This is a genomic window from Acidovorax sp. BoFeN1 (assembly GCF_003345135.1).
GTDB classification, from domain to species: Bacteria; Pseudomonadota; Gammaproteobacteria; order Burkholderiales; family Burkholderiaceae_C; genus Acidovorax; species Acidovorax defluvii.
In genome coordinates this window covers 1-19,493 of record NZ_QOZT01000053.1, presented here as the reverse complement: position 1 = coordinate 19,493, position 19,493 = coordinate 1, and the positions used below count along the sequence as shown (strand labels likewise).

Genomic DNA, 19,493 nt, shown 5'->3' with positions numbered 1-19,493 from the left:
CAAAACACCGGCGGGCAAACAAAATGTTTCAAATCCATTGCCGCCGAACCTGGCGCGATGTGTGGCCGACACCTTGCATTGGGGGAAACATGGGTTTTTTCAGTCGATTTTTCAGGATTCGTGAGCAGGATTCCTCCAGCCCCGAAACCACCTGGGCCGTGGAAGACAACGGCAGCGAACTGGTGCTGGATGAAGAGTACGCCTCCATGCTGATGACCGAAATCGACATCGACGCGGCGATCATCAGCCACGAAGGCTGGCGTTTGCAGTTGCAGGACATGGTGCATGGCCGCTCCAGCGAGGTCACGCGCCCCGAGCGCATTTGCCAGGACGACCGCTGCGACCTGGGCCGGTGGCTCAACGGCACTGGCCAGGCGCGGCTGGGGCATTACCCGGCGTTTGGCATGCTGGTGGCGCGCCACCGGTATTTCCACCAGCAGGCTGCCGCCGTCATCACCTGCTTTCAGGCGGGAGACCAGACCCAGGCCCTTCAGCTGCTCAACGGCCGCTGCCGCCATGCCTCCAACCAGGTGCTGTTGCTGCTCAAAGAACTCAAGCGGGGGATGGGGCAATAAGCCTTGTCGTCAGGTGCCATGGCCCCCTCAACGGCGGCGTCGGTGTTGCAGCGGGCGACGGATGGTTCAGGCAAGGCAGGATCTGCTCCTGCGGTTCGTCTGGAGGCTGGCAATGTCTGGCAGGGCTGTGCCTTGACACTGTGCCGAGGGCTGTGGCGATGGCCTGCGTTCCGCAGGGGCACAACGCCCCGGGCTGCGGCAGGGGCCTGTTCAGTAACTGCGCCCGCCCTTGTACATCGCGTGCTGGCGCCGCTGCAGCGTGGCCGCTTCGCCGAGCCGGGCCATGGCCGCGCCCGCGTGCGCGTGCGTGATGGCCATGCCCAGCGCATCGGCGGCGTCGGTGCCGGGCAGGCCCGGCAGCTGCAGCAGGCGGCGCACCATCTCCTGCACCTGGTTTTTGGCGGCGCGGCCATGGCCGACCACGGCCTTTTTCATCTGCAGCGCGGTGTATTCGGCCACGGGCAGGTTGCTGGCCACCAGGGCGGTAATGGCGGCGCCGCGCGCCTGGCCCAGCAGCAAGGTGGACTGGGGGTTGACGTTGACGAAGACGATCTCGACGGTGGCCACGTCGGGCTGGTAGCGCGCCGCCACCTCGCTGATGCCGTCGAACAGCACTTTCAGCCGGCCAGGCAGGTCACCCAGGGCCAGCGCGGTGGTGCGGATGGTGCCACTGGCCACATAGCTCAGCCGGTGGCCGTCCACATCGATCAGGCCAAAGCCCGTGGTCTGCAGGCCGGGGTCAATTCCCAGAATTCTCATGTGCTATGTAATAGATAGCTGCTGGCGCTTATTCGATAAGCGCTACAGCCCGTTTTGTCTAAAAATCAGAGGGCCAACGCACGCGAGGCAGTGAAAAACAGGCCCGGCCCAAAGCCACGAATCCAGCAGGGCCGGCGTGGGGCGATGATACGGGTCCGGTGCCGCAGCCGCGTGGCGCCTGCTGGCCCGCCGAAAAGGGTGGGCCAGCCGGCCCAGGCCCGGCCAAATCCGGGAAAATCGCTGCTTTCCTGCATTCATCCCTTCAAAGATTTTCATGACCGAAGCCCATACCGCTCCCCCGCTGCCCGACCACCTGTCCATCGACCCGCGCAGCCCGCACCATGTGGCTGCCGTTTTCGAGCACGACATCGGCATCCGCCTGAACGACAAGGACCGTTTCGACGTCGAGGAATACTGCATCAGCGAAGGCTGGGTCAAGGTGCCCGCAGGCAAGACGCTTGATCGCAAGGGCAAGCCGCTGCTGATCAAGCTCAAGGGCAAGGTGGAAGCGTTTTACCGTTGATGGCGATGCCCGCCACGGCACCCGCCGGTGGCGTGGACGGTGCGGCCCGCGCGATGCATCCGGTGGCCGAATCCACCCCGGTCAGCCCCTGGATCATCTACTGCGACGGCAGCGCCATGCCCAACCCTGGCCGCATGGGGCTGGGCGTGGTGCTTTGTGCGCCCGACGGCACCCGCCACACGCTGGCGCAGGCAACCCACACCACCGGTTGCAACAACGAGGCCGAGTTGCGGGCGCTGATGCTGGCCTTGGGCGAGCTGCAGGCACGCGGTGCCACGGCGCTGCGGGTGTACAGCGACAGCAGCATTTTGGTGGAGCAGCTCGGCGGCACGCCGGTGGCGCCGATTGCGCGGCTGCAAGACCTGTTCGATGAGGCGCGCACGCAACTGCAGTCGTTTGCGGCGGTGAGCCTGCAGTGGATTCCGCGCCACCGCAATGCAGAGGCCGACGCCCTGGCCCGCGCTGCGCTGGGGTGCGCGCCCAAGCCGCCCGCCGAGGCTTTCGGCAAGCGGCGCAAAAGCAAGAAATAGGCACCGGTTGCGCCACCCCGGGCCCACGGGGCGCTCCGGTTGGGGCGCACTGCACTTGCGGTGAGTCGTCGGTGCTGGCGCTTGCCTTTACGCCTTTTCAGGGCAACTCTGCGCTGCCCATGCGGGCCACGATGGTGCGCGTGCGCCCCGCCAGGTAGGCCGAGCCTGGCGTCTTTTCGAAGCGCTTGGGCGCGGGCAGCATGACGGCCAGGCGTGCGGCCTCTTGCGGTGACAGGCGTGCGGCCGGCTTCTTGAAGTAATGCTGGGCTGCGGCCTCGGCGCCAAACACCCCGTCGCCCCATTCCACACTGTTGAGGTAGATCTCCAGGATGCGCTGCTTGCTGAGCAGTTGCTCCAGCAGCAATGCCAGCACAAACTCCTGGCCCTTGCGCAGCAGTGTGCGCTCGCCCGAGAGCAGCAGGTTCTTGGCCAGTTGCTGCGTGATGGTGGAGCCGCCACGGATCTTGGGTGCGCGCACGGGCTTGTCGGGCGCCCGGGCCTGGGCCTTGGCGATTTGCGCCTCGGCCTGGGCGTTGCGTTCCCAGGCTTTTTCGATGGCGTTCCAGTCCACGCCGTCGTGGTTGACGAAACTGTCGTCTTCCGAGGCAATCACGGCGCGCTTGAGGTGATCGGAAATCTGGGTGTAGGGCATCCACTGCTGGCGCCAGCGCACCTGCCCCTTGCTGGCCAGCTGCGTCCAGATTTCGGAACGCTGAAAGGCAGTGGATTCCGGGGCGACCACGGCCATCGCTGCGATGCGGGCCACAAAGAACAGCTGCAGCGCCACCACGGCAATGACCACCAGGCCCAGCCAGCGCAATAGAGCTTTCATGGTGGTGACCCGCTCACACCGTGGCCTGCAGTTCTTTGAGCACTTGCGCCGATGGCGGGCGCACGCCGCGCCACAGGGCAAACGCCTCGGCGGCCTGCTCCACCAGCATGCCCAGGCCGTCGCGGGGAACGGCGCCGTTCTGGCGCGCCCAGTCAAGAAAGCCTTGCGCCGCCGGGCCATACATCATGTCGTAGGCCATGCTGCCGGTGCGCAGCACATGGGCGGGCACAGGAACGGCGTCTCCCGCCAAGCTGCTGGCGGTGGCATTGATGATGAGGTCAAAATTGGCCTCTAGCGCTTGTGGCGTAAGCGCAAGTAGCTCTGCTTTTTGTAGCGATGCAAGGCCGGCATGGGCCTGCACCAGCGCCTGGGCCCGGGCCAGCGTACGGTTGGCCACGGTGATGTGGCGCACGCCCGCCTGCAGCAGGGGACCCAGCACGCCGGCGGCGGCACCACCGGCGCCCACCAGCAGCACGTCGCGCCCGGCCAGTGCCAGACCGGCGTTGCGCGTGATGTCGGCCACCAGGCCCAGGCCGTCGGTGTTGTCGGCGTGGATGCCGTCGGGGCCAAACACCAGGGTGTTGGCGGCGCCCGCCAACTGCACGCGTTCGCTGCGGTGCGTGGCCAGGGCGGCGGCTTCGATCTTGAAGGGCACGGTAACGTTGCAGCCGCGCCCGCCGCGCGCGATGAAGTCGCGCACGCCCTGGGCAAAGCCGTCGATGGGCAGCAGGCAGCGCTCGTACACCAGGTGCTCGCCGGTCAGCTCGGCAAAACGGGCGTGGATGGCGGGCGAGCGGCTGTGCGCCACCGGGTTGCCCATCACGCAATACAGGTCAGCGGAAGAACTCATGGAACGCGGTGTGAAGGAAAGAGGGCGAGCGGGGCGCGGTGTTGTCCGTGATGCCAGCGGCCACCGCGGGCCGATCAAGGCCGTCGCAGGTTGTTACTCAGGGGCTGCGGCCTGCAGGGTTGGCTTCGAGATTGGTTTCGAGGGTCTGGTCGCGCGTGAACTTGAAGCGCGCCACCATGGCGAGCTGGTCGTATTTACGGCGCATTTCGGCATTGAAGTGCCCGAACGGGCCAGCGGCGCGCGCAATGGCCTGGGCGTGCCGATCCAGTGTTGGGTTGCCGGAACCCTGCACGACCTCGGTTTCAAGCAAGCGGCCATCGTGGTTGACAGTGAGGATCATCGTCAACTCGCCATACAGCTTGCGACCACCTTGCTCGGGGAAATTTTCGGTGCCCTTGTCCTCGACCTTGCTGCTCAGTGCCGAGTAATAAACGGCATACGCCTCTTCGCGTGTGGCGGGGCTGATGTAGCGTTTCTTGGGGCGCGCGTTTTCCTGGTTGATGCGCTTTTCAATCTCGGCCAGCAGCTTCACGAGCTGGCGGCGCTTTTCCTCTTCGGCGGCCTGGCTGCCGCTTTGGCTGGGCTTGCGCGGATCGGGCTCGGGCAGGCTGGCCAGTTGTTTGCGCAATTGGGCCAGCAACTGGGTTTGCTGCTCTTGCAGGGTGTCCAGCCTGCGCTGCGACTCTTCAAAATCGTCGCCCACGGCCGTGAGCGCCGAATAGGGCAGGGGACTGGTGGCCCGGCCCTTGTCGGCCTCGCCACCCCCGGCCATGTTGGCTTGGGCAATGGCCTGGGCCTTATCGGGCCGCTCGCTGGACTTGGCGTTGACCAGGATGACTTCGAGCGGAGTGTCCTGGAACACGCGGTTGAAGCCTTCGGGGTCGATAAAACGCACTGACAGCAGCGCTGCGTGCAGCGCCACCGAAATGCCCAGCGTGAGCTGCAGCGTGGTGAAGCGGGAGAGGAATGGCTGGGGTTTCACGGGGCTGGATTTTCGGGGCTGGCGGTCTCGGCCTCGTTCACATCGACGGCGATGGCGATGGGGCCGGCCACGGCTTCGTCGTCCTCGCTGTCCTCGACCGGGCCGTCGTCGCTGCTGTCATCGGGATCGTCCAGGCGCTCGATCACGGTGCCGTGCAGGTCCAGCGTGATCTCGTCCACCTCGCCCAGCTTGACCTTCAGGCGCGCGCCACGCGGCAGGTTTTGCGCTCCCAGCACGGGAAACACCAGCGGGAGTTCGTCCGCCCGCACCAGAAAGCTGCCGCCCGGGCCTTCCTTGAACACGGTGGCATTGAGCTCAGTGATGCCGTTCTGCTCCACGTATTTGAGCGTCCAGAAGCGCTCCATGCCGGCCTGGTAGCCGTTGTAGGCGCTGTAGGCCGCGTCAAAGCTGCTGATGATGGAGAACAGCTCGGCGTCCTTGGGCTTGAAGGGGGCCGCCAGGGCCGCCGTCTTGCCATTGCGCACGCAGGCAATGATCTGCCACTGGTTCACCAGATCGACATAGCGGCGAAGGGGCGAGGTGGCCCACGAATAGCTTTTCACGCCAATGCCGGCGTGCGGCAGCGCTTTGGTGCCCATGCGCACCTTCACGCCCGGCGCCATGCTGGCCTGGCTGCGGTAGATGCCGGGCACGCCCAGCTCGGCCATCCAGCTGCCCCAGGTGCTGTTGGCCACGATGGCGGCCTCGGCCACGATCAGGTCGAGCGGTGCGCCGCGCTGGCGCGTGGTGATCTGCACGGTTTCCGAGCCGTTGGGTTCGGCCTTGTCGTTCCCCACCAGGCGGAAGTTGTAGTCGGGCCGGTTGAAGTTTTCGGGCTTGCCGCGCACCACTTCGCGCTGGGCCTTGAGGCTTTTGGCCAGGCGGTACAAAAATGATAGCTGGTCGCGCACATCCAGTAAGCGCTGCGGGGTGTTTTCTATCTGAATGGATGGGTCGGTCAGCCAGGCTTCGGTGACGATGTGGTCGAGCTGGTCGTGGCGCAGGTTGGCCACCACGGGCACGCGCTCCAGCCTGGTTTCGGTGCCGGTGATCTCCAGCGTGGCTTCGTTCACCGTGACATACAGCGACACCGCCGGGTTGGCGCGGCCTTCGTCCAGCGTGTAGATCTGCACCACCTCGTCTGGGAGCATGGTGATCTTGTAGCCCGGCATGTACACGGTGGACAGGCGGCTGCGGCCCAACTGGTCCAGCGGTGTGCCCGGCACGATGGCCAGGCCGGGGGCGGCAATGTGGATGCCCAGCACCACGCTGCCCGTGCCCAGGCCCTGCACCGACAGGGCATCGTCGATTTCGGTGGTCTGCGAGTCGTCGATGGAGTAGGCCTGCACCGGGGCCAGTGGCAGGTCTTCGGGCGGCTGCGGCGCTGCCAGTTGCGGGAAACCCGTGCCCTTGGGGAAGTTGTCGAACAGAAAGCGCTTCCAGTGGAACTGGTAGGCCGAATCGATGGCGCCCGCCTTTTGCAGCAGATCGAGCGGCGCCAGGTGCGTGGCGCGGCTGGCCTCGACCACGGCCTTGTACTCAGGCGCGTTCTTGTCGGGGCGGAACAGTATCTTGTAGAGCTGCTCGCGGATGGGTTGCGGGCATTCGCCACGACCCAGTGCCTCGGCCCAATCGGCGATCTGCTGCACGATCAGTTTCTTTTTCTCAATGGCGGCCAGCGCCTGTTGCAGGATTTCGGCGGGCGCCTTCTTGAAGCGGCCCTTGCCGGCGCGGCGAAAGTAGTGCGGCGCCTCGTGCAGGGCCAACAGCGCACCGGCCTGCTGGGTCAGCGTGGCGTTGTCCGAAAAATAGTCGCGGGCGAGGTCGGCAAAACCGAAATCGTCCTCGGGGGCGAATTCCCAGGCCAGCGGCAGCTCGATGGTCTGGGCAAGCGCCTGCGCCTGGGCCATCAGCTCCGACGGCGCGGGCTTCTCAAATTTCAACAGGAGGTTCGCGGCCTTGACCTTGACCCGCTTGCCCGAATCGAGCTCGACTTGGGCCGAGCTTTCAGCTTCGGACAGGATGCGACCGGCCATGAATTTGCCGGCTTCTTCAAACAATGCGTGCATGGGCGGCATTCTCCCATGGGCGCGGCGGTGCGGATTATTGGTGCGCCCGGACCTGCTCAGGTGTGCGGCGCGGTGCAGCCCACGCACCAGGGTGCGAAGGTGTGCAGGTTCTGAGGGCGATGCCCGGGTGTGCACCTATGATCCGTGGCTTTCCACCGTGCCCTGGTTGTATTGACATGCGTCTGGATGCCATTGCTGCACCGCTGACCCTGCTGGCAGTGGCCTTGCCGTTTCTTTTTTCGTATTCCCACCCACCCTCGTCCAATTTTTGGCCGTTGGTGGCTGCGTGGGCTTGCGGCGCTGTGCTGGCGCTGGTGGTGGTGTGCCGGGCCTGGCGGTTGCGCCGCTTGCCGGGTGCGGCCCTTGCGGCCGACGGCCGTGTTTTTGTGGCATCGCAGCTGGCCGTGGGCCTGCTGTTGGCGGCCCTGCTGGGGGGGGTGGTTGGGTTGCTGCAGTATTTTCTGGGCGACCCCGGACTGGCGCCCTGGGTGCAGCCTTCCGAGCCGGGGCAGGCCATCGGCAACCTGCGCCAGCGCAACCAGCAGGCATCGTTGATGAGCCTGGGCGTGTGGGCACTGCTGTGGCTGGTGGTGCAGATGCAGGCGCGCATGGGCGCCGAAAGTGGAGCGTCGGCAACGCCCCTGCAGCGTGCCTTGCTGGGTGGGGGCCGTGCATGGCCGTCCTGGCTGGTGGGCCTGCTGCTGGTGTGGGCGCTCACGCTGCTGGCAGCGGGCAGCGCGGCCACGGCATCGCGCACGGGGGCGCTACAGTGGGTGCTGATGATTGTGCTCCTGATGCTCTGGCGTGGCACCAGTGGGCGCCTGGCCGTGGGGCTGGCGGTGATCGGGCTGTTGCTTTATGCCCTGGCAGGCTGGATGCTGCCAGCCCTCTTGCTGGACTGGACGGGCTTTACCACCGATGGGGTGTTTGCCCGGCTCGCGAGCGATCCGCAGTCCATGGGCAGCCGGCGGGAGCTATGGGCCAACGTGCTGTATCTGATTGCCCAGAAGCCCTGGACGGGCTGGGGCTGGGGTGAACTGGACTATGCGCACTACATCACCCTGTTTCCGGGCGAGCGCTTTTCTGTGCTGCTGGACAACGCCCACAACCTGCCTTTGCATCTGGCGGTAGAGCTGGGCCTGCCGGTGGCTGCCTTGGCATGCGCCGCTGTGCTGGCCTGGGTGGTGCGCTCGCGGCCATGGTGCGAGACCGATCCGGTGCGCCAGCTGGCTTGGGGGGTGCTGGCCATCATTGGCCTGCACAGCATGCTGGAGTTTCCCCTGTGGTACGGCCCTTTCCAGCTGGTCACGGTGCTGGCGCTGGCCCTTTTATGTCGGCGGGCGCTGCTGGGCTGGGTGCGTTCGCCGGCACTTTTGAGCGGTGCTGCGGTGGTCTGGGTGACCGCAGGCGTGCTGGGTGCAGGCATTGCCTGGGACTACTACCGCGTCAGCCAGCTCTACCGACCCATGGCATTTCGGGCGCCGTCTTACCAGGGGGAGACCCTGGCCAAGGTGTCCGGCACCCCGTTGTTCACCGACCATGTGGATTTTGCGCTGCTGACCACCACCGCGCTGACGCGCGAGAATGCGTCGCAGGTCCATACGCTGGCCACGGAGCTGCTGCATTTTTCACCCGAACCCCGCGTGATCGAGAAACTGATAGAAAGCGCGCTGCTGCTGGGGCGGGACGATGAGGTGGCGTTCCAGCTACGGCGCTACCGCGTGGCCTACCCCGAGGACCATGCGCGCTGGGCGCGCGCCCAGAGCCTCGCCTCGTCAACGCCGCAATGAACCTTTGGCCTATGCCAGTTGCAGAAACTGCGCTACGGCTGGCAGGTGGTCTTCGAAGTCACTGAGTGCATGGTCGCCGCCTTCCAGCAGCGTCTGCTGGGCGGCAGGGTAGCGTGCCACCATTTCCTGCCAGTCGAGCACCTCGTCGCCCTTGGCGATGATGGCCATTTCGCGACCCACGGGCAGGGTGTGCTCTGCGGACAGCGCCTGCAGCTCGGCAATGTATTCGGGCAGAAAGAAAAAACGCTCGGCCGGGTCATGCCACGCCGTTTGCTCTCCAATATGGCGCGCAAGATCCCGCGCGGGGTGGACAGCGGGATTGAGCAGAACACTCGGGCAGCCCGTGTGGCGCGCGATCCAGCTGGCATAGAACCCCCCGAGCGACGAGCCCACCACGGCCATGGTGGCCCGTGGCCAGGTGGCAATGCCTTGAGCCACCAGGTCCATGGCGGCGCGGGGCGAGGGCGGCAACTGGGGGCACCACCAGTGCACCGCAGGATGGTGCTGCGCTACGTAAGCTGCCATCCGGCGTGCCTTGGCCGACTGGGGGGAAGAGCGAAAGCCGTGCAGGTACAGCAGGTGCGTGGTGATCATGGCGATTTCGGTGGGGTGGAGGCAGGGCTATTACTGCCTTTGGCGGGCGTGACGCCAGCATAAGATGGGTGCCTTGGGGTGCCACGCCGTGCGGCGCCCAATTCGCCTGCGCACACCATGTCTGATTTTGCCCCGCTTTCCACCGCCAAACGCCTGGTATTGGGGGCAGGGGACAAGCCGCCCCCTGCGCTGGGCCGTTTTGAACTGCTGCGCGAGCTTGGGCGGGGCGCCCAGACCAGCGTGTGGCTGGCCTTTGACCCGCGTCTGCAGCGCCAGGTGGCTATCAAGCTCATGCCTGCGGTGCAGCCCGAGGATGCTTCAGCGCTGGATCAGTGGCTGCGCGAGGCGCGCCATGTGGCGGCGCTGACCCATCCCTTCATCGTGCCGATGCTCGAAGTAGACGTGCAGGGGCTCCAGCCCTACATCGTGTTCGAGTATGTGCCGGGCCGCACCCTGGCAGAACACCTGGCGCAGCAGGGACGGTGCGCTCCCCACGAGGCCGTGGCGCTGATGGTGGATGTGCTGGAAGGCCTGCAGGCTGCCCATGCGTCCGGTATCGTGCACGGGAATCTGAAGCCGTCGAATGTCATGGTGGACAACCAGCGCCATGCGCGGGTGATGGATTTTGGAACGGCAGCGCCCGTGCAGGCCGCGGCCAGCGCGCAAGGGGTTGTCGGCACGCCGTCCTATCTGGCGCCCGAGTCCGCCGGGGGCGCTGCACCGTCGCCCGCGATGGATGTGTATTCGGCCGCGCTCGTGCTGGTAGAGCTGCTCACGGGCCACCCCTTGATGCCCCGGCAAGATGCCTGGCAGGCGCTGTACCGCGGCGCCAACGAATTTGCGACCCTGCCGGACGACCTGGGCCCGGGAGTGGATGGCGCCTTCCGCGCCGTAGTGCAGCGCGCTCTGGCACGCAGCCCGGGGGCGCGGTATGCCACGGCCGGGGATTTTCGCGACGCCTTGCGCGCCTGGGCGGCACCCGTCAGCGCCCCCACTGCCGCCAGCAATGCCACCCTCGATTTTTTGCTGCGGCGCATGCGCCACAAAAGCGATTTTCCTGCGCTCTCGGACTCGGTGGCCCGCATCCAGCGGGTGGCCAATTCCGAAGACGACAGCATCAGCGACCTGACGCACGAGATCCTCAAGGATGTGGCGCTGACCAACAAGCTGCTGCGCCTGGTCAACAGCGTGCACTATGCGCACGCCAGCCGCGGCACGATCAGCACGGTGTCGCGCGCTGTCAGCCTGGTGGGGTTCAATGCTGTGCGCAACATGGCGCTCAGCCTGGTGCTGCTGGACCACATGGAAGACAAGGCACATGCCAGCCAGATGCGCGAGGATTCCTGCGCGCCATGATGGCGGGTTCCGTCGCGGCCGAGTTGTGCAGCCCGGGGCAGGTGGCTGAGGAAGCCTTCATTGGCGCCATGTTCCAGAACCTGGGGCGCATGTTGTGTGAGTTCTATTTCCCTGAGGAAGCGCAGCAGGTGCGCAGTGTGGTGGCGGCGGGGCGGCTGCAAGGCGGTGAGGAATCGGCCGCCGTGCAGGTGCTGGGCTTGGGTTTTGAAGACCTTGGTGCTGGCGTGGCGCGGGTGTGGGGGCTGCCCGAAAGCCTTCAGCGCTGCATGCGCAAGCCCATGGGGGCAACCCCGATGCGCTCGGCCGAGCAGGGTGTGGAGCGTCTGCGCTGGGTGGCCATGGCGGCCAACGAGGTGGCCACCACGCTGCTGCACAGCGGTGATGCGCAGACGGAGGACCGGCTGCAGCAGACCGCCGCACGCTATGCGCGCACCCTGGCGCTCTCGCCCGAGGCCATTGCCGAGGCCACCCTGCGCGCGCGCCACAAGTTGGTGTCGCTGGCCCAGGCGCTGGATCTGCAGGTGGCGCCGGGCTCCGCAGCGGCCCGGCTGCTGACGCTGCCGACGCCCCAGGCAGATGCCGCCGTGCCGCAAGACGCGCTGGCCCTGCTGGAGTTGCGCGCTGCTGAGCCGCAGCCCCTGCCCGCCGTGCTGGAGTCGCAGGCCGCAGGCACGGTGTCGGTGGCCCAGGTCAACGAAGTGCTGGCGGCGGGCATCCAGGACATCACCAACGCCATGGTGGAGAACTTCCAGCTCAATGACGTGCTGCGCATGATCCTGGAAACCATGTTCCGTGCCCTGGGTTTCCGGCGCATGGTTTTTTGCCTGCGCGAGGCACGCACCGACCTGCTGACGGGGCGCTTCGGCCTCGGCGAAGACAGTGAAAGCGCCGTGCGCGCCATGAAGGTGCCACTGAAAACGCCCGGCGACCTGTTTGCAGCGGTCTGCGTGCGTGGTGCCGACACCCTGATCAACGACGCCACGCAGGCGCGTATGCAGGCGCGCCTGCCGCAGTGGTATGTGCAGGGCATCAATGCACCGGCTTTCCTGTTGCTGCCCCTGCAGATCAAGGGACAACCGTTCGCCCTGATCTATGCCGACCAGTCAGCGCCCGGGGGCATCGTGGTGGATGACAAGGTGCTGGGGTTGCTGCGCACCCTGCGCAACCAGGCCGTCATGGCCTTTCGCCAGGCAGGCTGATGCGGCCTGTGCGCGCCGGATGTGCCCGGCTGGCCGGCCGGGCCCGATAATTGCGCCATGGCCGCCGTTTTTGACAAGCCCTCTATCGCCCAGCGTTTCGTGCCCCTGTTTCAGGGGTTTGACTGGCCGCTCGTCCTGGTGGTGGCCGTGCTGGCCAGCGCCGGGCTGCTGGCCATGTATTCATCGGGATACGACCATGGTTCGCGTTTTGCCGACCATGCGCGCAACATGCTGATTGCCGGCTCCATTCTTTTCGTGGTGGCCCAGGTGCCGCCCCAAAAGCTCATGGTCTTTGCCGTGCCCCTGTATGCCGCGGGGGTGGCGCTGCTGGTGGCGGTGGCCCTGTTTGGCATTACCAAAAAAGGGGCCCAGCGCTGGATCAACCTGGGCATTGTCATCCAGCCCAGCGAGATCCTCAAGATCGCCATGCCCCTGATGCTGGCCTGGTGGTTCCAGAAGCGTGAGGGGCAACTGCGGCCGCTGGATTTTGCCGCTGCGGGGTTGCTGCTGGCCATTCCCGTGGGCCTGATCATGAAGCAACCCGACCTTGGCACCTCGCTGCTGGTGCTGGCGGCGGGCCTGTCAGTGATCTTTTTTGCTGGCCTGTCCTGGAAGCTGGTGCTGCCACCGGTGTTGCTGGGCGCCGTGGGCATCTTGCTGCTGGTGTCGCTGGAGCCCCAACTGTGTGCCGAAGGCGTGCGCTGGTCTATCCTGCATGACTACCAGCAGCAGCGCATCTGCACGTTGCTCGATCCGTCGCGGGACCCGCTGGGCAAGGGGTTTCACATCATCCAGGGCATGATTGCCATTGGCTCGGGTGGCATTTTTGGCAAGGGGTTCATGGCGGGGACGCAGACCCATCTCGAGTTCATTCCCGAGCGCACCACCGACTTCATCTTTGCGGCCTTTTCGGAAGAGTTTGGCCTTGCTGGCAACCTGTTCTTGATCGTGTGCTTTTTGCTGCTGGTGTGGCGTGGGCTGGCGATTGCCGTGGGCGCAACGACCTTGTTCGGGCGGCTCATGGCGGGAGCGGTGTCGATGATCTTTTTCACCTATGCCTTTGTGAACATGGGCATGGTCAGCGGAATCTTGCCAGTGGTGGGCGTGCCGCTGCCGTTCATCAGCTATGGCGGCACGGCCATGGTCACGCTGGGGCTGGCGCTGGGCATTCTGATGTCGGTGGCGCGGGCCCAGCACCTCGATCCCAAGGACGCGCGGCCGGCGCTTTGACCGCCGCCTCCATCGTTTGCCCGTTTACCCGCATCCATCTTGCGCGATGGGGGCTTGCGGGTTACAACCCGGGTGCCAACTGTGTTTTGGCATTTATCCGGAGGTACTTCCCATGGCGTCTAGGTTTGAGCTGAAAAAATCCAAAAACGACAAGTTCGTCTTCAATCTGCTGGCTGACAACGGGAAGGTCATTTTGACCAGCGAACTTTACGACTCCAAGGCCAGCGCGCTCAATGGCATTGAATCCGTCAAGAAAAACGCTCCCGACGATGGCCGCTATGGGCGGCTGAGCGCCAAGGATGGATCGCCCTATTACACGCTCAAGGCAGGCAACGGTCAGGTCATTGGCCAAAGCCAGATGTTCTCGGGCGAAAAGGCCCGGGATGACGGCATCGAATCGGTCAAGAGCAACGCCCCCGGGGCGGTGACAGACGATCAGACGGCTTGATTTCGCCGCAGGGGTGGGGTGGCGCGCCGCGTGGGTATGCGCCCCAGCTCCGCCTGGGGCAGGGCGGCGCGCCTAAAATGGCCGCATGTCCTCACGCTCCCCCTCTGCCGCGCCCCAGCGCGCGCCCACCCTGCAACGCATTGACGTTGCTCGCCAGTTGCTCCTGACGCCTTTTGGTCTGGACGAAAGTCATCTGGCGCGTGCGCTGGCGGAAATTCGCACCCACCAGGTCGACGACGCCGACCTGTATTTCCAATACACCCGCAGTGAAGGCTGGAGCCTAGAAGAGGGCATCGTCAAGACGGGTTCGTTCTCGATTGACCAGGGCGTAGGGGTGCGCGCCGTCAGCGGCGAAAAGACGGCGTTTGCCTATTCCGACGACATCTCTGAAGCCTCGTTGCTTGACGCGGCGCGAACTGTACGGTCGATTTCATTTGTAGCCCAGGCAGGTCGTGCGCGAGTAGCTCCTAAAAAAGTAGCTAATGGTCGCAGCCTCTATCCTGGCGTGGATCCCATCTCCACGCTGGACAGCACGGCCAAGGTGGATTTGCTGATGCAGGTGGAGCAGCGTGCTCGCGCCAAGGACCCGCGCGTGGCCCAGGTCATGGCTGGCCTGGCGAGCGAATACGACGTGGTGCTGGTGGCCCGTGCCGACGGCACGCTGGCGGCAGATGTGCGGCCGCTGGTGCGGCTGTCCGTTACCGTGATCGCTGAGCAAAACGGTCGCCGTGAAATGGGCTCGGCCGGTGGCGGCGGTCGCTTTGGTCTGGCGTATTTCGATACCGAGCAAATTGCCCAGTATGTGGACGAGGCGGTGAACGCGGCCCTGGTCAATCTGGAGTCGCGCCCCGCGCCAGCGGGCGAGATGACGGTGGTTCTGGGCCCCGGCTGGCCCGGCATCCTGCTGCACGAGGCCATCGGCCACGGGCTGGAGGGCGATTTCAACCGCAAGGGCTCCAGCGCCTTCAGCGGCCGCATCGGCCAGCGCGTGGCGGCCAAAGGGGTCACGGTGCTCGACGACGGTACCATTGCCGATCGGCGCGGATCGCTCAACGTAGACGACGAGGGCAACACCAGCCAGCGCAACGTGCTGATCGAGGACGGCATCCTGAAGGGATACATCCAGGATTCGCTCAACGCCCGCCTCATGGGCGTGGCGCCCACCGGCAACGGCCGGCGCGAGAGTTATGCGCACATTCCCATGCCGCGCATGACCAACACCTACATGCTGGGCGGCGACAAGGACCCCCAGGAAATCGTGGCCAGCATCAAGAAGGGCCTGTATGCCACCAACTTTGGCGGCGGGCAGGTGGACATCACGTCCGGCAAATTCGTTTTTTCGGCCAGCGAGGCCTACTGGGTGGAAAACGGCAAAATTCTCTACCCCGTAAAGGGCGCGACCATTGTGGGCAGCGGTCCCGATTGCCTCAAGCGCGTCAGCATGATCGGCAACGACATGAAGCTCGACAGCGGCGTGGGCACCTGCGGCAAGGAAGGCCAGAGCGTGCCTGTGGGCGTGGGCCAGCCCACGCTGCGCATCGACGGGCTGACGGTCGGCGGTACGGCCTGAAGCCCACGCGGGCGGCGCCGCGGGTGGTTGCCTGGGCACATCGTGGCACCCGGCGGACCACGCGGGGGGCGACAGCCTGAAGAGGCGGGCGCACAATCACACCATGCCTGCGTCGCTTTCCAGTTTGCAGCAAACACTCCAGTCATTTGGCGATATCAGCCGTTTTCTGCGTGAAGGCGTGGCGGACGAGGATTCCCGCCAGTTGCGGGACAGCCTGGGGGCGCTGTCGATGCACATTGAGGAGGCGACGCGCCTGCGCCGATCCGGCGCCGATGCCGGTGCCATCACCCGCCGCGTGGTGGAACTGGCCCAGTGCGCACGCGAGCACCAGCTTTTCCTCACGGGTTTGGGCTCTGCTTGGCATGCGTTGTACGAGTTTGGCGCTTACCAGCGCGCGCTGCGGGAGTTGCGTGACGCCGTCGCCGCATGGCAGCAGGCGCTGGAGCGCCACAGCGCGCGCGAGAGCGCCTGCTTTCGCCAGTTTGAGCTGCTCGCCTGGCGCACGCTGGGTGAAGCATTGCTGCTCATCGACATGTACGAGCACGACAGTGGTCCGCAAAGCGATTTGCCCGATGCATTGCCACAGCGGCTGTCGGGCTGGCAGCGGGTGCGGGCCTGGTTTGGGCGCCTGCGGCGATAGCTGACTGTCGCCAGTTTTTGCAGTCCACGCGCACAGTTGCCGCCGCGCCACAATGCCCCGGGCTTGCTGCGCTGCGACAAACACTGTGCTACATTGATTCACATGCAAGTACGCAGCGCGTTTTATTTTTGGTTTTGGATCTCAGTCCCCGGCGGATGAGAGGACAGCGCGCAAGCCCACAAACCTCCCCATACCAACCGCCGACGCTGTAAAGCCCGGCGGTTTTTGTTTTTCTGACCTTCTCCCATTTCAATCCACGAGGAAGCAACCATGACGGCCCACGCCACCCCTGCCAGCGATGCCTGGTACCGCAGCGTCGAGAAAACCAGCCAGACCGACGACGAACGTATCAAGGACATCACCGTGTTGCCACCTCCCGAACACCTGATCCGCTTTTTCCCCATCAGCGGAACGCCGGTGGAAGCGCTGATCACCCAGACCCGCAAGAACATCCACCGCATCATGGCGGGCAAGGATGACCGCTTGCTGGTGGTGATTGGCCCCTGCTCCATCCACGACCCCGCGGCGGCGCTGGAATATGCCCGTCGCATGGCTGCCGTGCGTGCCCAGTACGCAGACACGCTGGAGATCGTGATGCGCGTGTATTTCGAGAAACCCCGCACCACGGTGGGCTGGAAGGGCCTGATCAATGACCCCTATCTGGATGAGAGCTATCGCATCGACGAAGGCCTGCGCATTGCGCGCCAGTTGCTCATCGAGATCAACCGCCTGGGCATCCCGGCGGGCAGCGAGTTTCTCGATGTGATCTCGCCCCAGTACATTGGCGACCTCATTAGCTGGGGAGCCATCGGCGCACGCACCACCGAAAGCCAGGTGCACCGCGAGCTGGCCTCGGGCCTGTCTGCGCCCATTGGATTCAAGAATGGAACGGATGGCAACATCCGCATCGCCACGGACGCTATCCAGTCGGCCAGCCGGGGCCACCATTTCCTGTCGGTGCACAAGAATGGCCAAGTGGCCATCGTCAACACCAAGGGCAACAAGGACTGCCACGTCATCCTGCGTGGTGGCAAGGCCCCCAATTACGATGCCGCCAGCGTCGCCGCAGCGTGCAAGGACCTTGAAGCCGCCCACCTGCCCGCCACCTTGATGGTCGATTGCAGCCACGCCAACAGCAGCAAGCAGCACCAAAAGCAGCTCGATGTGGCGCGGGATATTGCAGCCCAGATCGCGGGCGGTTCGCGCAGCGTATTCGGCCTGATGATCGAGAGCCACCTGAACGCCGGTGCGCAGAAATTCTCGCCTGGCAAGGACGTCCCCGGCGCGCTGGAGTATGGAAAAAGCATCACCGACGCCTGCCTTGGCTGGGACGATTCGCTGCAGTCGCTGGCCGAACTCTCGGCGGCCGTGGTGGCCCGGCGTGCGCTCTGACGCCAATCGGCATGCCGCCGGATTGCCCGTAAAGGAGCCCCACCCAGTGGTTTGGCAAGGGGGTTCCACAGCCCAACGACGGGAGGCGACCGAGGGCAAATCCGCGTAACGCAGCACTGCTTTGGCGGTGTAAGCTCAAACCTTTGGCGGGGCGCACCGGGTGTGCCGCCCCGGCCCTTGCATCCCCATTGCGCCAGAAAGGCAAGCATCATGCACAGCGAAGTGTCGGTCCAACTGACTGGAAACCAGGAATTCCGTTTTGACCTGGAGGGCCAGGAGCCCATGACGCATGAAGGCGGGCGTCGCTGGCTGGACGATCAGTTCACGGCCCTCGATTGCGAACCCCTGCGCGCCAGCGGCAAGGTGTTGCTGGCCGACAAGGTCTTGACCGTGGCGCTTGCCGCAGGCACCGCGTTGTTCAACGATCCCGTGTGGTCGCGCGACTTTGCCCGTGCCGCCAGTGCTGCGCTGGCCAAACCCGTGGTGCGGGTGGACGTGCCAGCCATGGCTGTGTCCTTCTGAAAATCAGGTCAAAATAGCCGCTAGCCCTTATCTGATAAGCGGTGGTAGCTATATTTATGATAGTGCACGCAGCAAGCGGTCGTGCACCCCGCCGAAGCCACCATTGCTCATGCAGACGATGTGATCGCCCGGCTTTGCGGCCTGCTGCACCTGGCTGACCAGCGTGTCGATGTCTGGCGCGGTCTGTGCGCGCTGGCCGGGGCCTACGCCCAACGGCGCCAGGGCCTCGGCGGCATCCCAGTCCAGCCCGGCCGTGTGGCAAAAGGCCAGATCGGCGTTCTCCAGCGCCCAGGGCAACTGGCTTTTCATGGCGCCCAGCTTCATGGTGTTGCTGCGCGGCTCGAACACCGCCAGGATGCGTGCATCGGCCCCCAGGCTGCGGCGCAAGCCATCCAGTGTGGTGCGCAGCGCGGTGGGGTGGTGCGCAAAGTCGTCGTACACCGCGATGCCGTTGACGGTGCCGCGCAATTCCATGCGGCGTTTGACATTCTGAAAATTGGCCAGCGCCTGTGCGGCCTGCGGCACGGGCACGCCCACATGGTGGGCCGCTGCAATCGCTGCCAGCGCATTGAGCTGGTTGTGCACGCCCGTCAGGCTCCATTGCACGCGCGCTACCGCAGCACCCTGGTGCAGCACGTCAAAATCCTGCGGGTCGCCCACGGCAGAAAAATCGCTCACTGCGGCACCGAAGCTGCTCACCGTGCTCCAGCAGCCGGTGTGCAGCACACGGGCCAGGCTTTCTTCGAGCCCGTTGACCACGATGCGACCCGAGGGCGGCACGGTGCGCACCAGGTGGTGAAACTGGCGCTCGATGGCGGCCAGGTCATCAAAGATGTCGGCATGGTCGAATTCCAGATTGTTCAGCACCGCCGTGCGCGGGCGGTAATGCACGAACTTGCTGCGCTTGTCGAAAAAGGCGGTGTCGTACTCGTCGGCCTCAATGACAAAGAGCGGGCGGGTGTCGAGCGCCCCTTCGCCTGCGATGGGACGCTGCGTGGCGTCCAGGCGGGCAGACACCCCGAAGTTCAGTGGCACGCCGCCAATCAAAAAGCCCGGCTGCAGTCCGGCACTTTCCAGAATCCAGGCCAGCATCGACGTGGTGGTGGTCTTGCCGTGGGTTCCCGCCACAGCCAGCACGTGCCGGCCCTGCAACACCTGTTCGGCCAGCCACTGCGGGCCGCTGGTGTAGGGCAGGCCGGCGTCCAGAATGGCTTCCATGAGCGGAAACTTGGGGCTGCCGTCGGCCAGCCGGGCGCGGCTGACCACATTGCCCACCACGAACACATCGGGGCGCAGCGCCAGCTGGTCTGCTCCGAACCCTTCGATCAGCTCGATGCCCAAGGCGCGCAGCTGATCGCTCATGGGTGGGTAAACACCGGCGTCGCAGCCAGTAACCTTGTGCCCTGCTTCCCGCGCCAGTGCGGCCAAGCCCCCCATGAACGTGCCGCAGATCCCGAGTATGTGTATGTGCATGGGCGCAGATTCTAAGGTTCAAGCACAAAAGGGGTTCTCTTCTATTTCGGGTGGCGTACAACATTCCCCACTGAGTCCATGGTCAGGCCCTTGCTTTTAGCAGAGGATTGCCCGGCAGGTGGGTAAGTTTGCCGGCGATCAGGAACGCCATGGCGATGA

19 protein-coding genes are annotated in these 19,493 nt (G+C 65.2%); 12 read left to right on the top strand and 7 right to left on the bottom strand.

Going from position 1 to position 19,493, the window contains the following annotated elements; genetic code table 11:
- Positions 1-89: 89 nt before the first annotated feature.
- Positions 90-575 carry a CZB domain-containing protein gene (locus DTW89_RS12490; protein WP_114656184.1) on the top strand — a complete coding sequence of 162 codons (486 nt, stop codon included), beginning with the start codon at positions 90-92 and terminating at the stop codon, positions 573-575.
- 210 nt (positions 576-785) lie between these two features.
- Here DTW89_RS12490 and ruvC read toward each other — a convergent pair whose 3' ends face one another.
- Complete coding sequence (ruvC, locus tag DTW89_RS12485; protein WP_024812868.1) at positions 786-1,334, bottom strand: crossover junction endodeoxyribonuclease RuvC; 549 nt, start codon at positions 1,332-1,334, stop codon at positions 786-788.
- Between the two features lie 274 nt (positions 1,335-1,608).
- Between ruvC and DTW89_RS12475 the strand changes: the two genes are divergently transcribed.
- Together DTW89_RS12475 and DTW89_RS12470 are read left to right on the top strand one after the other, a co-directional pair.
- Entirely contained in the window at positions 1,609-1,857 is a 249-nt protein-coding gene (locus tag DTW89_RS12475) for a DUF3297 family protein (protein ID WP_024812867.1), read from the top strand.
- 53 nt (positions 1,858-1,910) lie between these two features.
- Positions 1,911-2,387, top strand: coding sequence for a ribonuclease HI family protein (locus DTW89_RS12470; RefSeq protein WP_114656190.1), 477 nt, complete (start codon positions 1,911-1,913; stop codon positions 2,385-2,387).
- 97 nt (positions 2,388-2,484) lie between these two features.
- Here DTW89_RS12470 and DTW89_RS12465 read toward each other — a convergent pair whose 3' ends face one another.
- The 4 genes from DTW89_RS12465 to DTW89_RS12450 form a co-directional block, all read right to left on the bottom strand.
- The gene (locus DTW89_RS12465) at positions 2,485-3,219 is read right to left on the bottom strand and encodes a transglycosylase domain-containing protein (protein ID WP_024812865.1); all 735 of its coding nucleotides are present in this window, start codon (positions 3,217-3,219) and stop codon (positions 2,485-2,487) included.
- 13 nt (positions 3,220-3,232) lie between these two features.
- Positions 3,233-4,069 (bottom strand): shikimate dehydrogenase, encoded by an 837-nt coding sequence (gene aroE / locus DTW89_RS12460; protein ID WP_114656182.1) that lies wholly within the window; start codon positions 4,067-4,069, stop codon positions 3,233-3,235.
- Between the two features lie 97 nt (positions 4,070-4,166).
- Positions 4,167-5,051, bottom strand: coding sequence for an energy transducer TonB (locus DTW89_RS12455; RefSeq protein ID WP_114656181.1), 885 nt, complete (start codon positions 5,049-5,051; stop codon positions 4,167-4,169).
- The gene (locus DTW89_RS12450; RefSeq protein WP_114656189.1) at positions 5,048-7,120 is read right to left on the bottom strand and encodes a ribonuclease catalytic domain-containing protein; all 2,073 of its coding nucleotides are present in this window, start codon (positions 7,118-7,120) and stop codon (positions 5,048-5,050) included. The genes DTW89_RS12455 and DTW89_RS12450 overlap by 4 nt, the downstream gene beginning before the upstream one ends.
- Before the next feature lie 176 nt (positions 7,121-7,296).
- Between DTW89_RS12450 and DTW89_RS12445 the strand changes: the two genes are divergently transcribed.
- Complete coding sequence (locus tag DTW89_RS12445) at positions 7,297-8,910, top strand: Wzy polymerase domain-containing protein (RefSeq protein WP_114656180.1); 1,614 nt, start codon at positions 7,297-7,299, stop codon at positions 8,908-8,910.
- 9 nt (positions 8,911-8,919) lie between these two features.
- Here the strand turns inward: DTW89_RS12445 and DTW89_RS12440 are convergent, their stop codons facing one another.
- The gene (locus DTW89_RS12440; RefSeq protein ID WP_114656179.1) at positions 8,920-9,504 is read right to left on the bottom strand and encodes a YqiA/YcfP family alpha/beta fold hydrolase; all 585 of its coding nucleotides are present in this window, start codon (positions 9,502-9,504) and stop codon (positions 8,920-8,922) included.
- A gap of 117 nt (positions 9,505-9,621) precedes the next feature.
- On the opposite strand from DTW89_RS12440, the gene DTW89_RS19995 reads away from it, so the two are divergent.
- From DTW89_RS19995 to DTW89_RS12405, 8 genes are all read left to right on the top strand, one after another.
- Positions 9,622-10,860 (top strand): protein kinase domain-containing protein, encoded by a 1,239-nt coding sequence (locus DTW89_RS19995; RefSeq protein ID WP_330863502.1) that lies wholly within the window; start codon positions 9,622-9,624, stop codon positions 10,858-10,860.
- Positions 10,857-12,059 carry an HDOD domain-containing protein gene (locus DTW89_RS19990; protein ID WP_330863501.1) on the top strand — a complete coding sequence of 401 codons (1,203 nt, stop codon included), beginning with the start codon at positions 10,857-10,859 and terminating at the stop codon, positions 12,057-12,059. The genes DTW89_RS19995 and DTW89_RS19990 overlap by 4 nt, the downstream gene beginning before the upstream one ends.
- Positions 12,060-12,116: 57 nt before the next feature.
- Complete coding sequence (gene rodA / locus DTW89_RS12430) at positions 12,117-13,289, top strand: rod shape-determining protein RodA (RefSeq protein WP_114656178.1); 1,173 nt, start codon at positions 12,117-12,119, stop codon at positions 13,287-13,289.
- 112 nt (positions 13,290-13,401) lie between these two features.
- Complete coding sequence (locus DTW89_RS12425) at positions 13,402-13,737, top strand: YegP family protein (RefSeq protein WP_024812857.1); 336 nt, start codon at positions 13,402-13,404, stop codon at positions 13,735-13,737.
- Between the two features lie 85 nt (positions 13,738-13,822).
- Entirely contained in the window at positions 13,823-15,307 is a 1,485-nt protein-coding gene (tldD, locus tag DTW89_RS12420; RefSeq protein ID WP_114656177.1) for a metalloprotease TldD, read from the top strand.
- 103 nt (positions 15,308-15,410) lie between these two features.
- A complete protein-coding gene (locus DTW89_RS12415) occupies positions 15,411-15,947 on the top strand; it encodes a hypothetical protein (RefSeq protein ID WP_114656176.1) in 537 nt (178 codons plus the stop codon).
- 270 nt (positions 15,948-16,217) lie between these two features.
- Positions 16,218-17,339, top strand: coding sequence for a 3-deoxy-7-phosphoheptulonate synthase (locus DTW89_RS12410; RefSeq protein WP_114656175.1), 1,122 nt, complete (start codon positions 16,218-16,220; stop codon positions 17,337-17,339).
- A gap of 210 nt (positions 17,340-17,549) precedes the next feature.
- Positions 17,550-17,861, top strand: coding sequence for a hypothetical protein (locus DTW89_RS12405; protein WP_024812853.1), 312 nt, complete (start codon positions 17,550-17,552; stop codon positions 17,859-17,861).
- A 54-nt stretch (positions 17,862-17,915) separates the two neighbouring features.
- Here the strand turns inward: DTW89_RS12405 and mpl are convergent, their stop codons facing one another.
- Positions 17,916-19,334, bottom strand: a complete 1,419-nt coding sequence (gene mpl, locus DTW89_RS12400; protein WP_114656174.1) for a UDP-N-acetylmuramate:L-alanyl-gamma-D-glutamyl-meso-diaminopimelate ligase — start codon at positions 19,332-19,334, stop codon at positions 17,916-17,918.
- Between the last annotated feature and the right edge of the window lie 159 nt (positions 19,335-19,493).